The following is a 17060-nucleotide window of genomic DNA, read 5'->3' on the forward strand; positions in this document are numbered from 1 at the left end:
AATTAAAACAAAACGTACCTAGCTTCCGCCCAGGTGATACTTTAGAAGTTAAAGTATGGGTAGTTGAAGGTAGCAAACGTCGTTTGCAAGCATTCGAAGGCGTGGTTATTGCAATTCGTAACCGTGGCTTGCACTCAGCATTTACTTTACGTAAAGTGTCTAACGGTGTAGGTGTTGAGCGTGTATTCCAAACTCACTCACCAGTTGTAGATTCAATCACTGTTAAACGTAAAGGTGCAGTACGTAAAGCTAAACTTTACTACTTACGTGAACGTTCAGGTAAATCTGCTCGTATTAAAGAGCGTTTGGGCGAATAATTTCGCAAAGAAAAAGGCTTGGGATCCCAAGCCTTTTTTGTTAGGTTATTTAATCCGTTCTTCGATAATCCCACCGCCCAAACAAATTTCACCAAGGTAAAATACGGCAGATTGTCCTGGTGTGACGGCTGATTGAGGTTCATCGAAAATCACTCGAATAGTTTCATCATCAATCGGTTCAATCACACAAGGAATATCTTGTTGGCGATAACGTGTTTTAACCGTGCAACGTACTAATTCACGAATTGGCTCGCGATCAACCCAATGTAATTGGCTAGCAATCAAACCTTTTGAAAATAAACGAGGATGGTCATGCCCCTGAGCGACAATAAGCTCATTATTTTCAACATCCTTATCTACCACATACCAAGCCTCATCACCCGCATTTTTTAAACCACCAATGCCTAACCCTTTACGCTGTCCCAACGTGTGATACATCAAACCATCATGGCGACCAATAATTTCACCATCAACAGTACGAATATCACCAGGTTGAGCCGGTAAGTAACGAGCTAAGAAATCCTTAAATTTACGCTCACCAATAAAACAAATACCGGTAGAGTCTTTTTTCTTCGCCGTAATTAAGCCAAGCTCTTCAGCAATAGCGCGAACAATGGGCTTCTCAATTTCACCAACGGGGAATAAACTTTGTCCCACTTGTTTATGGCTTAAGGTATAAAGAAAATAACTTTGATCTTTATTAGCATCTAAACCACGTAATAATTTTGCATTTTCATCATCACCAGCCCTACGTACATAATGCCCTGTTGCAATGTAATGAGCACCAAGATCTTCAGCTGCATATTCTAAAAATGCTTTAAATTTAATTTCTTTATTGCACAAAATATCTGGGTTTGGCGTACGACCAGCTTTGTATTCTGTTAAGAAATGTTCAAACACGTTATCCCAATATTCTGCCGCAAAATTGATTTTATGTAGCTTAATACCTAGCTTGTCACATACTGCTTGCGCATCAGCAAGATCCGCTGCGGCTGTACAATAATCGGTATCGTCATCTTCTTCCCAGTTTTTCATAAACAGGCCTTCCACTTGGTAGCCTTGCTGTTGAAGAATAAACGCGGAAACGGAAGAATCCACCCCTCCAGACATACCGCAAATCACTTTTTTAGTGGAATTTTCGGCAAGTTGTTCTGCAGAGAGTTTCGGAAAATGTTTTTCGTAGGTTTGTGATTTCATAGTTTAGTAATAAATGTTCCACTAAATAAATAATTGGGCATTCTACCGCAAATCAAGTAAGAGTAAAAATGCCCGACAATTTCGGGCACTTTCATACAGGTTACGGTATGATCACTTCATTGAACGTTGAGAAGTTACCGTTTTCCCTCCAATCCCCCAGTTATCCATATCGACTTCGTCAATAACCACCACTGTTGTTTCGGGATTTTTGTTTAACACTTTCTGTAATAAATGGGTGACACCTTCAATTAACTCTGCTTTTTGTTTAGCTGTCGGCGCCTCTGCTCCACCGGTCACTTTAATATTGACATAGGGCATACTGTTCTCTCATCACAACGTTAAATGGAACTACTTCACTTCATAAAATTGCGAATCACCATCTTTTTTCGCAAATTTTTGCTCATATTCGGCTTTTGCTTGTTTATCGCCCGCATCTAATTTTGATTGAAGCGTGTCGCAAGGTTTATCACAATCACAAGCTTTGGCAATACCAAGGGTAGATAAACCACCGCAGCTGCCTTTTAAACTTTGTTTTTTGATAATAAATCCGATAGACATCAACAATATAATTGCGACGAAAGCGATTAAAGTAAAAAATAAAGTTTGCATAACTATTCTTTTGTTTCTGTTAATTTTTTGAAAGCAGAGGATGATTTTGTCACAAAACCATTATCTGTTTTAATGATTAAATAAACGGCAAGATTATTTTTCTCAGCCACTTCTAACGCCTTGTCTTCACCAAGCACAAATAACCCTGTTGATAAGCCATCTGCAGTCATTGAAGTTGGTGCAAGTACCGTAATTGAGGCTAAATGATGCTGAATTGGATAACCTGTTTTCGGATCAATTTCATGAGCAAAGCGTTTACCATTTTCTTCAAAGTAAATTCGATAATCGCCAGAACTTGCCATTCCCATATTGTCTAATCCAATGACAGCTTCAACCGCTCTTTCACCTGTTGTAGTTGGTTTTTCAATTGCGATCTGCCAAGGTTTGCCTTCAATATTTTTTCCTTTCGCACGAATTTCTCCGCCGATTTCAACCATGTAATTCTGAGCATTTAATTGTTCTAACTTTTCAGCGACCAGATCAACGCCAAAGCCTTTAGCAATCGAGGACAAATCGACATAAACTTGAGGAAGTGCTTTGCTTAATGTCGGTTTGGCAGCACTCATATCGAGGGCAATTTTATCAATACCAACCCAAGCTTGGCGTTCAGCTAATTGTTCTGGTGTAGGTTGTTTTTCTGGACGTTTTTCCGGGCCAAATCCCCATAAATTAACGACAGGGCCAACAGTTACATCCAATGCACCTTCAGTCACTTTATTTAAACGAATCGCTTCGGCCAATACTTTGGCAAAATCTGCTGAAATCTCAATCGGTGTATTCACTTGGGTATTTTGATTGAAACGACTCAATTCCGAATCTTTTTTGTAAGTGGACATTTTCGCGTTCACATCTTTTAAGATAGCTTCAATTTCTTCATGCGTCTTTTCAGATGTTGCTTTCATTGAGCCTTCATCAAGGTATTTAACATGATAAGTTGTTCCCATTGTTTTACCACTTAATGAGATAACTTTTGTTTCTTTTTCACAGGCTGCAAGACTTAATGCCATTGCCACCGCCACGATACCGCTTATTAATTTTTTCATCTGGATTTCCTAAATCTGTGAACTACTAGCAAACTAAACAAAATTTACCTGTAATCATAGAAAATTTTCTAAAAACACCTTAAATTTTGACCGCACTTCATCACAAAGTGCGGTCAGTTTTCATGATGTTTTGATTAACTAAAATCAACCACCGAAGTCATCTAATAAGATGTTTTCATCTTCAACACCGAGGTCTTTCAACATTTTGATTACCGCCGCGTTCATCACCGGAGGTCCACACATGTAGTATTCACAATCTTCTGGTGCTTCATGATTTTTCAAGTAGTTTTCATAAAGTACGTTGTGAATAAAGCCGGTGTAACCTGTCCAGTTATCTTCTGGTAACGGATCAGATAATGCCACGTGCCATGTAAAGTTTGGATTTTCTGCTTGAAGCTGATCAAAATCTTCCACATAGAACATTTCACGTTTAGAACGTGCACCATACCAGAATGACATTTTACGTTTAGAGTGTAAACGTTTTAATTGGTCAAAGATATGAGAACGCATTGGTGCCATACCCGCACCACCACCGATGAAGACCATTTCGTTGTCGGTTTCTTTCGCAAAGAATTCACCGAATGGACCTGAAATTGTCACTTTATCACCTGGTTTTAATGACCAAATGTAAGAAGACATTTGACCTGGAGGCGCATCAGGTTGACGTGGTGGAGGCGTTGCAATACGCACGTTAAGCATAATAATGCCTTTCTCTTCTGGGTATGAAGCCATTGAGTAAGCACGGATAATATGCTCATCCACTTTAGACACATAACGCCATAAATCGTATTTGTCCCAATCTTCGTGGTATTCTTCTGGAATATCGAAATCTTTATAGTAAACCGTATGTGGATCAGCTTCGATTTGGATATAACCACCCGCACGGAAAGGAACTTCTTCACCTTCAGGAATAGCCAATTTAAGCTCTTTAATAAAGGTTGCTTTGTTATCATTAGAAATAACAGTACATTCCCATTTTTTCACGCCGAAGATTTCTTCTGGTAATTCAACGTCCATGCTGCCTTTTACGTTTACTTGGCAAGCTAAACGATAACCTTCTTTTGCTTCACGTTTATTAATATGAGAAAGTTCAGTTGGGAGAATTTCACCACCACCACTTTTCACTTTCACAATACATTGGCCACAAGAGCCACCGCCACCACAAGCAGAAGAAACGAAAATACCTTTACTTGCTAACGCGCCAAGTAATTTGCCACCAGCTGGTAAAGTGATCGCTTTTTCAGGATCGTCATTAATAGAAATGGTGATATCACCAGAATCCACTAATTTTGATTTAGCGAATAAAATAATCGCAACGAGCACTAAAAGGATAACCGTAAATGCCGCAACACCTAATAATAAAATTGAAGATTCGCTCATTTATGCCTCCTTATAACTGAATTCCAGAGAATGACATAAAGCCAAGCGCCATCAAGCCTGCAGTAATAAAGGTAATCCCTAATCCTTTTAAGCCTGCCGGTACATCGGCATATTTCATTTTTTCGGTTAAGCCTGCAAGCGCAACGATTGCTAACATCCAACCTAACCCTGCACCCACACCATAAACTGCAGATTCTGCAAAAGTGTATTCACGTTGCACGGCAAAAGATACACCACCGAAGATCGCACAGTTTACGGCGATAAGCGGAAGGAAGATACCTAATGCGTTATAAAGTGCAGGGAAGAATTTATCTAAGGTCATTTCAAGTAATTGAACAAGACCCGCGATAATCCCGATAAAGGTAATGAAGTTTAAGAACTCAAGGCTCACACCTTCTACCAATGCGCCATCTTTTAATACGTGTTCGTACACAAATTGGTTAGCGGGTACCGCAATACCAAGTACGACGACTACTGCAACACCAAGGCCAAACGCCGTGGAAACTTTCTTAGAAACCGCAAGGAAAGTACACATCCCTAAGAAGAAAGAGAGCGCCATGTTTTCAATGAAGATCGCCTTCACGAATAGGCTAATATAATGTTCCATTGATTATTTCTCCTGTTGCTCAGGTTTCCACGTTCTTAAGCCCCAAATAACGAAGCCGATAATAAAGAACGCACTTGGTGCAAGAAGGAATAAACCGTTTGGTTGATACCAACCGCCGTCTTGAATAGTTTGGAATACAGGGAAACCGAACAAACGACCAGAACCGATTAATTCACGTAATGTGGCGACAATTAATAAGATCGCACCATAACCTAAACCGTTACCGATACCGTCAACAAAGCTTTCTAACGGTGGTGATTTCATCGCAAACGCTTCTGCACGGCCCATTACGATACAGTTTGTAATGATAAGACCGACGAATACAGAGAGCTGTTTAGATAAACCATAAGCATAAGCTTTTAATACTTGGTCAACCAAGATTACTAAAGACGCGATAATCGCCAGTTGCACAATGATACGGATACTATTTGGAATATAGTTACGAATCAATGAAATAAACAAACTGGAAAAACCGGTTACCAAACTTACCGCAATCGCCATTACGATCGCTGTTTGTAATTGGGTTGTTACCGCTAATGCAGAACAGATACCCAAAATTTGCAAGGCAATCGGGTTATTTTTAACAATAGGATCGAATAAAAGACCTTTCAAATTTACTTTTGCATCAGCCATTATTTGATTTCTCCTGCTTTAAATTTCGCTAAGAATGGACCAAAGCCATTTTGGCTGAACCAATAATCAAATGAACCTTGAACACCGTTACTGGTTAAAGTTGCACCTGATAAACCATCTACACCGTGCTCTTTATCTGCAGCAGAGCTACCTTTGTAGATTTTGAATTTTTGGTTACCTTGTTCATCGAATAATTTTTTATCGACAAACTGTGCTTGCCAACGAGGGTTCGCAATTTCGCCCCCAAGACCGGCTGTTTCACCTTGGTCATAGTAAGTGATACCTTTGATGGTATTTCCATCTGGTGCAACCGAAACGAAACCGTACATGGTTGACCATAAACCGCGACCATACATTGGTAATACGACTTGGCTGACATTGCCTTGCTCATCTTTTACAAGATAAACACGTGCTTGATTTGCACGAACTTTAATTCCTGCTTTATCTGCTTCCGCTGGAATTGCTTGGCTTTTTGCAGGATCTTTAATGGCATCTTTAGGTTCAAATTTGTTGATTTCTTCTGCTGAAGCTTGAACGTAATCACCACTTTGCAAATCCACTAAACGAGGTTCAATAAATTTGTTGTAAGTGTCTTTGATTACTGATGCATTATCTTCTTTCATTAAGCCAGCAACAGTTAAAATGTTACGTTGAACGTCGAGTGCTTTTTGTTCATCTTGTTTGGATTTTAATGCTACTGCAGCACCAGAAACCACGATAGAACACACTAAACTTAGCAACACAACAACGGTAACTGTACCGCTAACGCTATCTTTATTAAATTTAGCCATTTGTTCTTGCTCTCCGACGTTTGATATTTGCTTGAACCACGATGTAGTCAAAAATTGGTGCAAATAAGTTTGCAAATAAAATCGCTAACATCATCCCTTCTGGATAAGCTGGGTTCACTGTACGAATTAATACAGCCATCACGCCAATTAACGCACCGTACCACCATTTACCCGTATTGGTGAATGAAGCTGATACAGGGTCGGTTGCCATGAAGATCATACCAAGTGCAAAACCACCTAATACAAAGTGCCAATGCCAAGGCATTGAGAACATTTGGTTAGAATCAGAACCGATTAAGTTGAATAAGGTTGCTGTACCAATCATACCGATCATGACACCAGCCATAATGCGCCAAGAAGCAATACGGGTGAATACAATTAACGCACCACCGATTAATAACGCAAGCGTTGAAACCTCACCCATTGAACCAGGAATATTACCGATGAATGCATCCATCCAAGTAATAGGTTGACCGGTTACAGTGTGTTGTAATGCTGCTTGACCACCTTGAGACCATTGTGAAAGTGCGGTTGCACCAGAGAAACCATCTGCAGCGGTCCATACTAAGTCACCGGAAATTTGAGCCGGATAAGCGAAGAATAAGAATGCACGACCAGCAAGCGCAGGGTTCATAAAGTTACGACCTACACCACCGAAGATTTCTTTCGCTACCACGATACCAAAACTGATACCAAGTGCAGCTTGCCATAATGGCAATGTTGGTGGAACGATTAACGCAAATAAAATGGTTGAAACGAACATTCCTTCATTTACTTCATGACCACGCATCACTGAGAACAATAATTCCCAAATTGTACAAACGGTGAATACCACTAAGTAAATTGGTAAGAAGAAGATCGCCCCTAATGCCATTTTTGAACCCCAAGTTGCATTATTGGTTAAATCTAAACCTAATGAACTTGCAAGTGCATAGTGCCAATCGTTAGCAATTAATTGATCTAAATTACCTAATTGATTTAAGGCCGGGATCGCTTGGTTACCCACATTGTACATCCCGTAGAAAATCGCTGGGAACAACGCAAGAAAAACCGTAATCATCATACGTTTTGAGTCTAACGCATCACGAACGTGTGTGTTTTTGTGCGTTACCGTACCTGGTGTATAAAGCAAGGTATAAATCGATTCAAAGACCGGATAAAGCTTGCTGTATTTACCACCTGGCAAAAACGCGGGTTCCATTTTTTCAAAAAGATTTTTTAAACCCATTTTTAACCTTCCTTTTCAATCTTATCTAATACTTGACGCAAGATTGAACCGTATTCATATTTGCCCGGACAAACGAAAGAACATAATGCTAAGTCTTCTTCATCTAATTCAAGACAACCTAACGCTTGTGCACCATCGGTATCGCCCACGATTAAATCACGTAATAATAATGTCGGTAAAATATCCAACGGCATCACGCGCTCATAGCTACCGATTGGTACCATTGCACGCTCACCACCATTTTCTGCTGTAGTGAAGTTGAATAATTTTTTACCAAAGTGACCTAATACGGTACGGGTAATCGAATATTTGTTCGATTGTGGTGTGATCCAACCTAAGAACTCTTTCTCATTACCTTCCGCAATCACAGAAACTTGTAATGCATAACGACCTAAATAGTCATGAGCATCTTTTGCCGTTTGACCACAAAGTACTGAACCAGAAATCACACGGTTATTACCGTCTTTTAACTCACCAGCTGTTAATTGAGAAAGGTTTGCACCGATAACGGTACGAACTAAACGAGGCTCTTTCACTTGCGGACCCGCAAGAGAAATAATGCGTTCTACATAAAGTTCGCCCGTAGTGAATAATTTACCTACAGCAATCACATCTTGGTAATTGATGTGCCATACGGTTTTGTTCACACCAACCGGATCGATAAAGTGGATATGTGTACCCACTAAGCCAGCAGGATGAACACCACCAAAATCATGTACTTTTAAGTTAGCTAAATCCACGGTTGGGATATTGCTATCACCCGCTTTACATAGATTTAATGGTTTATTTTGGAATAGACGACTTAATACAGTTAAACCGTCAATAAAATCTTGCCAATGCTCTTTTAACACCGCCTCTGGATTTGCCGCCAAAGGATTGGTATCCATCGCATTTACAAACAGAGAAGAAGGTTCTGCATCTACGGCAGGCACTTTGCTGAATGGACGAGTGCGGAACGCTGTCCATAAACCGGATTCAACGAGGTTTTGTTTAACTTGTTCAGAAGAAAGCGTATTGAGCTCACCTGCGTTATATTTAGCGAAAGTAACTTGATCGTTACCTTGCACATCAATGACCACAGATTGTAATACACGTTTTTCGCCACGATTAATTACAGTGATAGTACCACTCGCAGGGGCTGTGAAAACCACTCCAGGGTTTTTCTTGTCTTCAAAAAGCACTTGGCCTTTTTTCACGACATCGCCTTCGCGTACCTTCATAGAAGGACGCATACCCACATACTCTTCACCAAGAATCGCAACCTGATTCACAGCGTTACCGCTATGGATTACTTGTGCTGGTTTTCCTGCAATAGGAAGGTCCAAGCCTTTTTTGATTGTAATCATACTGTTTGCACTACTTTTCTAGGTTAAAAACACGATTGCAATCAAAGCCTATGCCTTAAGAGCAATCTCGCGATTGAGCGTGACAGAAAACACTTTTAAGATCAAAGCGTTATTAACTGACACATAAATTCAAAAACTCAAATCTGTTTAATTCCTCGATGAGTAAGAAATTACTTACACATCCAGAAATTGAAATTCGAAAATTAAAAGCGCCTTATTCTATCGAAAAATGGGCTTTTATTCCACTTTACGCCCTTACTTTTTGTGAAATATTTGTGAACCTTTTAGACTCATACTTATTAGGAGTTAGAAATAAATAGGAATTAAAAATAAAAAAGAGAGAATGTCTCTTACCTTCTCTCTTCTTATGAAAATCTGATATAGGGAACGTAAGGAAATACTTACTGTCCAACACCAAGACAATTTGGTGATTTTGGAAATGCTTCACCTAGGCTTTCCCATTCGCTTTTTGTATAAAGGTGAAGCGCTAATGCGTGAATGCCATTTTTTAAATCATCGGCAAAAAGTTGGTAAAGTTTTTGGTGGCGCTGCACCTTGCGCATACCTTTAAAAGCATCGCTGACAATCACTAATTTAAAATGAGAATCAGCCCCTCGACCGGAACTGTGCATATGGCTTTCATTTTCCACAGTGGCAAAGTGCGGTTGAAATTCGGCTTGAATTCTCTCTAATAATTCTTGCTGTTTTGACATAAATAAACTCCCTAACTTTTTGCTATACATTCAGCGTTAAGTTTGTAAGAATAACACAAATTAACCTAATTCAATGAGGAAATTATGAAAGTAACAAACAAAATCAAAGCATTATCAACAATGACGTTGGCCGCTGCGACATTATTTTTAGCGGGTTGCCAAGCACAATCCAATACCTTAGCTTTTGCGCCTCAATCACCGACTGCATCAATGAATATTAACCAATCAGCAGTGGTAACAGTCAATACTCGTGATTCTCGTCCACAACAAGAAATTGCAACTTATACTAAATCAGGTGAGCTGATTAAATTAAACGCATCACCAAGCGTTACTCAACTTTTCCAACAAGTGATGCAACAAAATTTAGTTAGCAAAGGTTTCCGTATCGGACAAGCTAATAATGCAAATGCGGGTGTAACCGTTGAAGTGAAAGAATTCAACACTCACGTAGATCAAGGTAATTTACGTTATACCTTGAACAGCAAAATCCAAGCAGTTGTTTATGTACAAGGTCCACGCGGACAATACAATAAAACCTTTAATGCGACCCGTTCACAATCTGGCGCATTTAATGCGAGCAATGATGAAATCCAAAAAGTGTTAGGCGAAACCTTCAAAGATATTGTTAATAATATTTATCAAGATCAAGAAGTTACTAACGCAATTAATCAATATACTAATTAATTAAAAGTACCGTGTCCTTTTCAATAATACTTGACGAAAGTGCCTTTCAAGCGTAACATTCGCCCGATTTTTTAACGAGAAGGACACACACTTTGGACAGTCATAGTCGATACCGAATATCGCTCTAGACTCTCGCCTCTTATCAGCGAGAGCTCGCTGGTAATCAATTTACCTTTCTTCGGCATCTTTTATCGAACGAAACTCATTTTTAAAACATACAAAAATTTGACCGCACTTTTCTCTAGTGCCAATTTCGTTTGATCTTTTTTTGTTCACAGTTGGATCTTCATAATCCCAAAAGGAGTATGACCAATGATTAACGCTTTTGCTATTAACGATTCCCGCTTGCTTCGTATTGATGACGAACCAGCCGAGCTCAGTTCTGCTATTTGGTTAGATTTGCTGGAGCCGACAGGGGAAGAACGTGAAATGTTGCAAGAAGGCTTAGGACAAAGTCTCGCCTCATTCCTCGAATTGGAAGATATCGAAGCGTCCGCACGTTTCTTCGAAGACGAAGATGGCTTGCACTTGCACTCATTCTTCTATTGTGAAGACGAAGAAAACTACGCTGACCTCGCAAGCGTAGCATTTACTATTCGTGATGGTCGTTTATTCACCCTGCGTGATCGTGAATTACCGGCATTCCGTTTATATCGTATGCGTTCCCGTAGCCAACGCTTATTGGAATGCAATGCGTATGAAGTCTTACTCGACTTATTTGAGACCAAAATTGAGCAATTAGCCGATGTTATCGAAAACGTTTATGCGGATTTAGAAAAATTAAGTCGCGTGATTTTAAACGGTACGCAAGATGAAGCTTTCAATGAAGCCTTAAATACCCTAACAGAACAAGAAGATACCAGTTCTAAAGTGCGTTTGTGTTTGATGGATACACAACGTGCATTGGGTTTCTTGGTGCGTAAAACTCGCTTACCGCCAAATCAGTTAGAACAAGCACGAGAAATCTTACGAGATATCGAATCATTGCAACCGCATAATGAATCATTGTTCCAAAAAGTAAACTTTTTAATGCAGGCGGCAATGGGTTATATTAATATCGAGCAGAATAAAATCATGAAATTCTTCTCGGTGGTGTCGGTGATGTTCCTACCGGCAACACTTGTGGCATCTACTTACGGGATGAACTTTGAATTTATGCCAGAGATCCATTTTAAATATGGTTACCCAATGGCTATTGGATTAATGATTGGTGCGGCGCTTACGCCTTATATCTATTTTAAACGGAAAGGTTGGTTATAATGGAAATTTCCCAAACTGCATTATTTTTAGGATCGATTATCGATCTGTATTGTTTAGTGTTAATTTTACGCGTATGGCTCCCCTTAGCGAACGTGGATTATTACAATCCTATTTCTCAATTTACGCTGAAATTAACCCAGCCAGTTATTGCCCCATTGCGTAAAGTTTTTCCTGTGGTGAAAAAAGTGGAAACTACTGCACTGGTTTTAGTCTTCTTGCTTTGCGGATTGAAATCGGTTCTGTTTGGCGGGTTAAATCTCAACTACTTCCTACTATTGGGCATATTAGGGCTGATTAAAAATATCGGTATAGCCATTTTCTATGTGTTAATCGCTGGCGCAATTTTAAGTTGGTTTAATCGTGGCAATAACCCTGCATTCTATGCGTTATATCAACTTACTGAGCCATTATTAAAACCAATTAAACGTATTTTACCAACTGTGGGCGCGATTGATTTTTCACCGATGGTTATCGCCATTATTCTGTTATTTTTGAATAATCTCTTTTACGACTACTTCCAGGTTTTATGGGCTATCGCCGCTTAAAGTGCGGTCAAAAATAACATTATTTTTTCGGGCTGGATCTTCCAGCCCTTATTGTAAATGTGGTGAGTAAATTTAGTTATGTCAGCAATCGAACAAACACCTGAAGGACTACGTCTTAAAATCATTCTGCAACCCAAAGCCAGTAAAGATCAAATTGTGGGATTGCATGATGATGAACTCAAAATCACGATTAGCGCACCACCTGTTGATGGTCAAGCAAATACTCACTTGCTGAAATTTTTGAGTAAAGCATTCAAAGTACCTAAAAGCTCGATAGTTCTTGAAAAAGGTGAATTAAACCGACATAAACAAGTTTGGATTCCTTCGCCCAAATTAATTCCATCTGAAATTCAAAATCTCTTATAAAATCAGTAAAAAAATCACCGCACTTTCTACCAATTTTCCCCGTTTTACGCTATCCTATATCACATTTTACAAAGCAAAATATGCCGCAAAGTGCGGTCAAAATTTAAGGTGATTTTCTATGCAACAACATTACCGTCCCGATTTGATTGAGCCTTCAGTTCAACAATATTGGGCCGAAAATAAAGTCTTCAAAGCAATCAAAGATACGTCTAAAGAAAAATATTACTGCCTTTCAATGTTCCCTTACCCATCTGGTCGTTTACATATGGGCCATGTGCGTAACTACACCATCGGTGATGTAGTTTCTCGTTATCAACGTATGAACGGTAAAAATGTTTTACAACCGATTGGTTGGGATGCATTCGGTTTGCCAGCTGAAGGTGCTGCGATTAAAAACAAAACTGCACCAGCAAAATGGACTTACGAAAATATTGAATACATGAAAAACCAGCTCAAAATGTTGGGCTTTGGTTATGACTGGGATCGAGAAATTGCGACTTGCCGTCCAGAATACTACAAATGGGAACAATGGTTCTTCACCGAGCTTTATAAAAAAGGCTTAGTTTACAAAAAAACCTCAACTGTGAACTGGTGTCCGAACGATGAAACCGTATTGGCGAACGAACAGGTGCACGAAGGTTGCTGCTGGCGTTGTGACACTCCGGTCGAGCAAAAAGAAATCCCACAATGGTTTATTAAAATCACTGATTACGCTGAACAATTACTAGGTGGATTAGACCAACTGCCACAATGGCCAGATATGGTAAAAACCATGCAACGTAACTGGATTGGCCGTTCTGAAGGGGTGGAAATTACGTTTGATGTGGCGGATACCGCAGAAAAAGTTTCAGTTTATACCACCCGTCCAGATACTTTCTATGGTGTTAGCTATTTAGGTATCGCAGCTGCTCACCCATTAGCAGAATTGGCAGCAGAAAAAAATCCTCAATTGGCTGAATTCATCCGTGAAGCAAAAAATGCCAAAGTGGCAGAAGCAGACCTTGCCACCATGGAGAAAAAAGGGATGGCAACCGGATTATTCGCCATTCATCCATTAACCGGTGAAAAATTACCGATCTGGGTCGCTAACTTTGTGTTAATGCACTACGGTACTGGCGCGGTAATGGCGGTTCCAGCGCACGACCAACGCGACTTTGAATTTGCTCAAAAATATGGCTTGCCAATTAAACAAGTAATCGCACCGCTTGCCGATGAAGAAATTGATTTAACTAAACAAGCTTTTGTTGAACACGGTAAATTAGTTAACTCAGCTGAGTTTGATGGTTTAGACTTTAATGGCGCATTCAACGGTATCGCGGATAAATTAGAAAAATTAGGCGTAGGTAAACGCCAAATTAACTATCGTTTACGTGACTGGGGCGTTTCCCGTCAACGTTATTGGGGTGCACCAATTCCAATGCTGACCTTAGCAAACGGTGAAACCGTACCGGCACCAATCGAAGATTTACCGATTATTCTGCCGGAAGATGTGGTCATGGATGGTGTGAAAAGCCCAATTAAAGCCGATCCAAACTGGGCAAAAACCACCTTCAACGGTGAACCTGCATTAAAAGAAACCGATACCTTTGATACCTTTATGGAATCGTCTTGGTACTACGCGCGTTACACCTCACCAAGCTATGCTGAAGGCATGTTGGATAAAGAGGAAGCGAATTACTGGTTACCGGTGGATCAATATATCGGTGGTATCGAGCACGCCACAATGCACTTGCTCTACTTCCGTTTCTTCCACAAATTATTGCGTGATGCAGGTTTCGTAACGAGCGATGAGCCAGCTCAAAAATTATTATGCCAAGGCATGGTATTAGCCGATGCGTTCTACTACACCAGCCCGACTAACGAGCGTATTTGGGTAAGCCCAACGCAAGTCACTCTTGAGCGTGATGAAAAAGGTCGTATCATCAAAGCCACCGATCCGGAAGGCCGTGAATTGGTGCATACCGGTATGACCAAAATGTCGAAATCCAAAAACAACGGTATCGACCCACAAGAGATGGTGGAAAAATACGGTGCAGATACTGTGCGTCTCTTCATGATGTTCGCATCTCCTGCAGAAATGACACTTGAATGGCAAGAATCCGGTGTAGAAGGGGCAAAACGTTTCTTAGGTCGTGTATGGAATTTGGTGTATGAATACAGTCAAAATCCTGCAAAAACCGCTTTAGATGTGACCGCACTTTCTGCAGACCAAAAAGCGCTTCGCCGTGATGTGCATAAAACGATCGCGAAAGTGAGCGATGACATTGGTCGCCGTCAGACTTTCAATACCGCTATCGCGGCAGTAATGGAGTTAATGAATAAATTAACCCGTGCGCCATTAGAAAGTGAACAAGATCGTGCTGTGATGGCAGAAGCATTAAGCGCAGTCGTGCGTATGCTTTATCCAATCACACCACATATCTGCTTTGAATTATGGAAAGCCTTAGGCAACGAAAGTAACATTGATCATGCCGAATGGGTGAAAGCTGACGAAGCAGCGATGGTCGAAGATGAAAAACTTATCGTGGTTCAAGTCAACGGTAAAGTTCGTGGTAAAGTCACCGTTGCAGCTGATGCGGATGAAGAAACCGTGAAAACGGTTGCATTTGCAGATGAAAATGTGAAGAAATTTACTGACAATACACAAATCGTGAAAGTGATTTATGTACCAGGTAAATTGTTAAATGTGGTGGTTAAACCGCAATAATCCATAAAATAACCGCATTTTATTCTAAGTGTTGCATAAACAGCTCTTAAACAAAATAAAGTGCGGTGAATTTTACAGGTAATTTTTATGATGAAATCAATCAAAACGATCTGCTTTGTTGGGGCAACAGCCTTTTTAACTGCTTGTGGTTGGCACTTCGATAATGGTGCGGCTGTTCCTGCAGAATTAAAAACAATGGCTCTTGAAAGTAGCGACCCATACAGTGAAATGTCTATGGCAATGCGTAAGCAACTGCTTACCAACAACGTAAACCTTGTTCCTGCAACACAAGGTGTACCAGTGTTACGTTTAAATAAACAGACTTCAAGCGACAAAGTCGCATCAGTCTTTAAACAAGGCCGAGAAGCAGAAAAAGTATTAACCCTTGATGTTGAAGCAAGTGTACGCTTGGCTAACGGAGAAACCTATCCAATCTCTGCAAAAATCAACCGCACTTTCTTTGATAACTCACGTGCTGCATTAGCAAAATCAGCTGAGCGCGATGTGATTTGGAATGATATGCGCGAACAAGCGGCTCGCCAATTAATTAATAAAATGGCCGCCTTGCAACATCAAGTTCAAGGAAAATAATGAACCGCATTTTTCCTGAGCAACTGGCCTCTAACCTGAACAGCCATTTAGCGAAAGTCTATTTTTTGGTTGGGACAGATCCCCTGTTTCTCAGTGAAAGTGAAGATCTCATTCATCAAGCAGCCCTTCTTCAAGGTTTTGATGAAAAAAATCAAATCACCATAGATACTAATACTGACTGGTCTGCATTAATTGAGGCCAGCCAATCTATGGGGCTCTTCTTTAATAAGCAAATTTTCATTCTCAATTTACCCGAAAATCTGACCGCACTTTTGCAGAAAAACCTTCAGCAATTTATCAGTGGATTAAATGAAGATAGCTTGCTTGTCCTCACCTTGCCTAAATTGTCTAAAGTAGCCGAAAAACAAGAATGGTTTATTCAGGCAAATCAACTTGATCCGCAATCTGTGATCGTGAACTGCCAAACGCCGAGTTCAGAACAACTTTCTCGTTGGGTGAAGCATCGTACAAAAAACATGGGATTATCAGCGGATGAGGAAGCTATTCAACTACTTTGTTACAGCTATGAAAATAATCTACTGGCATTGAAACAAGCATTACAGCTTTTAGATTTGCTTTATCCTGATCACAAACTCACTTATAACCGTGTTAAATCCGTCGTAGAGCAATCTTCAATCTTTACCCCTTTCCAATGGATTGATGCATTGTTATCAGGCAAGGCAAATCGCTCAAAGCGAATTTTGCGAGGTTTGCAAGCTGAAGATGTGCAGCCAGTTATTTTATTGCGTACTTTACAACGTGAACTGCTCACCTTGTTAGAATTAACAAAACCACAGCTACGTAATCCCTCTCTTAACACGAGCTTGCCTACACAGACACTCAAAGCGGATTTTGACCGTCTCAAAATTTGGCAGAATCGTCGTCACCTTTATATGGCAGTGATACAACGACTCACCTATCAAAAGCTCTTTGAAATATTACAAGAGTTGGCAGATATTGAGCGCACAACCAAGCAAGAATATGGTCAAGACGTGTGGGTAAAATTGGCAAACTTATCGGTTGAATTTTGCTTATAAAAAAAT

At 40.1% G+C, this 17060-nt stretch carries 19 protein-coding genes; 8 read left to right on the forward strand and 11 right to left on the reverse strand.

Annotated elements, in window-relative coordinates; all coding sequences use genetic code 11:
• Positions 1–317: 50S ribosomal protein L19 (gene rplS / locus DPV85_RS08475; RefSeq protein ID WP_111327719.1), on the forward strand; the 317-nt coding region annotated here is incomplete at its 5' end.
• A gap of 45 nt (positions 318–362) precedes the next feature.
• On the opposite strand, the gene mnmA is transcribed toward rplS, so the two are convergent.
• The 11 genes from mnmA to DPV85_RS08530 all read right to left on the reverse strand — a co-directional run bounded on the left by mnmA (position 363) and on the right by DPV85_RS08530 (position 9864).
• Complete coding sequence (gene mnmA, locus DPV85_RS08480) at positions 363–1514, reverse strand: tRNA 2-thiouridine(34) synthase MnmA (protein WP_111327720.1); 1152 nt, start codon at positions 1512–1514, stop codon at positions 363–365.
• A gap of 111 nt (positions 1515–1625) precedes the next feature.
• A complete protein-coding gene (locus tag DPV85_RS08485; protein ID WP_111327721.1) occupies positions 1626–1832 on the reverse strand; it encodes a tautomerase family protein in 207 nt (68 codons plus the stop codon).
• 30 nt (positions 1833–1862) lie between these two features.
• Positions 1863–2123: a (Na+)-NQR maturation NqrM gene (gene nqrM / locus DPV85_RS08490; RefSeq protein ID WP_005695380.1), complete on the reverse strand. Its 261-nt coding sequence runs from the start codon at positions 2121–2123 to the stop codon at positions 1863–1865.
• A gap of 2 nt (positions 2124–2125) precedes the next feature.
• Positions 2126–3166 (reverse strand): FAD:protein FMN transferase, encoded by a 1041-nt coding sequence (locus tag DPV85_RS08495; protein WP_005695379.1) that lies wholly within the window; start codon positions 3164–3166, stop codon positions 2126–2128.
• A gap of 144 nt (positions 3167–3310) precedes the next feature.
• Positions 3311–4546 carry an NADH:ubiquinone reductase (Na(+)-transporting) subunit F gene (nqrF, locus tag DPV85_RS08500; protein WP_111327722.1) on the reverse strand — a complete coding sequence of 412 codons (1236 nt, stop codon included), beginning with the start codon at positions 4544–4546 and terminating at the stop codon, positions 3311–3313.
• Between the two features lie 10 nt (positions 4547–4556).
• The gene (nqrE, locus tag DPV85_RS08505; RefSeq protein WP_049367352.1) at positions 4557–5153 is read right to left on the reverse strand and encodes an NADH:ubiquinone reductase (Na(+)-transporting) subunit E; all 597 of its coding nucleotides are present in this window, start codon (positions 5151–5153) and stop codon (positions 4557–4559) included.
• A 3-nt stretch (positions 5154–5156) separates the two neighbouring features.
• The gene (locus DPV85_RS08510) at positions 5157–5786 is read right to left on the reverse strand and encodes an NADH:ubiquinone reductase (Na(+)-transporting) subunit D (protein WP_005695375.1); all 630 of its coding nucleotides are present in this window, start codon (positions 5784–5786) and stop codon (positions 5157–5159) included.
• Positions 5786–6577 (reverse strand): Na(+)-translocating NADH-quinone reductase subunit C, encoded by a 792-nt coding sequence (locus DPV85_RS08515; RefSeq protein ID WP_111327723.1) that lies wholly within the window; start codon positions 6575–6577, stop codon positions 5786–5788. Before DPV85_RS08515 ends, DPV85_RS08510 begins: the two co-directional genes overlap by 1 nt.
• Complete coding sequence (locus tag DPV85_RS08520) at positions 6570–7805, reverse strand: NADH:ubiquinone reductase (Na(+)-transporting) subunit B (protein ID WP_111327724.1); 1236 nt, start codon at positions 7803–7805, stop codon at positions 6570–6572. The genes DPV85_RS08515 and DPV85_RS08520 overlap by 8 nt, the downstream gene beginning before the upstream one ends.
• Before the next feature lie 2 nt (positions 7806–7807).
• Positions 7808–9151, reverse strand: coding sequence for a Na(+)-translocating NADH-quinone reductase subunit A (locus DPV85_RS08525; protein WP_070582603.1), 1344 nt, complete (start codon positions 9149–9151; stop codon positions 7808–7810).
• A 401-nt stretch (positions 9152–9552) separates the two neighbouring features.
• Complete coding sequence (locus DPV85_RS08530) at positions 9553–9864, reverse strand: BolA family protein (RefSeq protein ID WP_111327725.1); 312 nt, start codon at positions 9862–9864, stop codon at positions 9553–9555.
• A gap of 84 nt (positions 9865–9948) precedes the next feature.
• Between DPV85_RS08530 and DPV85_RS08535 the strand changes: the two genes are divergently transcribed.
• The 7 genes from DPV85_RS08535 to holA all read left to right on the forward strand — a co-directional run bounded on the left by DPV85_RS08535 (position 9949) and on the right by holA (position 17054).
• Entirely contained in the window at positions 9949–10548 is a 600-nt protein-coding gene (locus DPV85_RS08535) for a YajG family lipoprotein (RefSeq protein WP_111327726.1), read from the forward strand.
• 312 nt (positions 10549–10860) lie between these two features.
• Complete coding sequence (gene corA / locus DPV85_RS08540; RefSeq protein ID WP_102703961.1) at positions 10861–11808, forward strand: magnesium/cobalt transporter CorA; 948 nt, start codon at positions 10861–10863, stop codon at positions 11806–11808.
• Entirely contained in the window at positions 11808–12353 is a 546-nt protein-coding gene (locus tag DPV85_RS08545; protein WP_049358015.1) for a YggT family protein, read from the forward strand. The genes corA and DPV85_RS08545 overlap by 1 nt, the downstream gene beginning before the upstream one ends.
• Positions 12354–12431: 78 nt before the next feature.
• Positions 12432–12719, forward strand: coding sequence for a DUF167 family protein YggU (gene yggU, locus DPV85_RS08550; RefSeq protein ID WP_049358014.1), 288 nt, complete (start codon positions 12432–12434; stop codon positions 12717–12719).
• 118 nt (positions 12720–12837) lie between these two features.
• Positions 12838–15426, forward strand: coding sequence for a leucine--tRNA ligase (gene leuS, locus DPV85_RS08555; RefSeq protein WP_111327727.1), 2589 nt, complete (start codon positions 12838–12840; stop codon positions 15424–15426).
• 87 nt (positions 15427–15513) lie between these two features.
• Positions 15514–16017, forward strand: coding sequence for an LPS-assembly lipoprotein LptE (locus tag DPV85_RS08560; RefSeq protein WP_111327728.1), 504 nt, complete (start codon positions 15514–15516; stop codon positions 16015–16017).
• The gene (gene holA / locus DPV85_RS08565) at positions 16017–17054 is read left to right on the forward strand and encodes a DNA polymerase III subunit delta (protein ID WP_111327729.1); all 1038 of its coding nucleotides are present in this window, start codon (positions 16017–16019) and stop codon (positions 17052–17054) included. Before DPV85_RS08560 ends, holA begins: the two co-directional genes overlap by 1 nt.
• Positions 17055–17060 lie beyond the last annotated feature (6 nt).

The organism is Haemophilus parainfluenzae (genome assembly GCF_003252725.1).
Classification (GTDB): Bacteria; Pseudomonadota; Gammaproteobacteria; order Enterobacterales; family Pasteurellaceae; genus Haemophilus_D; species Haemophilus_D parainfluenzae_L.

Coding starts and splice junctions, on each gene's coding strand:
- mnmA (WP_111327720.1), bottom strand. CDS start 1,514: ATGAAATCACAAACCTACGAAAAACATTTTCCGAAACTCTCTGCAGAA.
- DPV85_RS08485 (WP_111327721.1), bottom strand. CDS start 1,832: ATGCCCTATGTCAATATTAAAGTGACCGGTGGAGCAGAGGCGCCGACA.
- nqrM (WP_005695380.1), bottom strand. CDS start 2,123: ATGCAAACTTTATTTTTTACTTTAATCGCTTTCGTCGCAATTATATTG.
- DPV85_RS08495 (WP_005695379.1), bottom strand. CDS start 3,166: ATGAAAAAATTAATAAGCGGTATCGTGGCGGTGGCAATGGCATTAAGT.
- nqrF (WP_111327722.1), bottom strand. CDS start 4,546: ATGAGCGAATCTTCAATTTTATTATTAGGTGTTGCGGCATTTACGGTT.
- nqrE (WP_049367352.1), bottom strand. CDS start 5,153: ATGGAACATTATATTAGCCTATTCGTGAAGGCGATCTTCATTGAAAAC.
- DPV85_RS08510 (WP_005695375.1), bottom strand. CDS start 5,786: ATGGCTGATGCAAAAGTAAATTTGAAAGGTCTTTTATTCGATCCTATT.
- DPV85_RS08515 (WP_111327723.1), bottom strand. CDS start 6,577: ATGGCTAAATTTAATAAAGATAGCGTTAGCGGTACAGTTACCGTTGTT.
- DPV85_RS08520 (WP_111327724.1), bottom strand. CDS start 7,805: ATGGGTTTAAAAAATCTTTTTGAAAAAATGGAACCCGCGTTTTTGCCA.
- DPV85_RS08525 (WP_070582603.1), bottom strand. CDS start 9,151: ATGATTACAATCAAAAAAGGCTTGGACCTTCCTATTGCAGGAAAACCA.
- DPV85_RS08530 (WP_111327725.1), bottom strand. CDS start 9,864: ATGTCAAAACAGCAAGAATTATTAGAGAGAATTCAAGCCGAATTTCAA.
- DPV85_RS08535 (WP_111327726.1), top strand. CDS start 9,949: ATGAAAGTAACAAACAAAATCAAAGCATTATCAACAATGACGTTGGCC.
- corA (WP_102703961.1), top strand. CDS start 10,861: ATGATTAACGCTTTTGCTATTAACGATTCCCGCTTGCTTCGTATTGAT.
- DPV85_RS08545 (WP_049358015.1), top strand. CDS start 11,808: ATGGAAATTTCCCAAACTGCATTATTTTTAGGATCGATTATCGATCTG.
- yggU (WP_049358014.1), top strand. CDS start 12,432: ATGTCAGCAATCGAACAAACACCTGAAGGACTACGTCTTAAAATCATT.
- leuS (WP_111327727.1), top strand. CDS start 12,838: ATGCAACAACATTACCGTCCCGATTTGATTGAGCCTTCAGTTCAACAA.
- DPV85_RS08560 (WP_111327728.1), top strand. CDS start 15,514: ATGATGAAATCAATCAAAACGATCTGCTTTGTTGGGGCAACAGCCTTT.
- holA (WP_111327729.1), top strand. CDS start 16,017: ATGAACCGCATTTTTCCTGAGCAACTGGCCTCTAACCTGAACAGCCAT.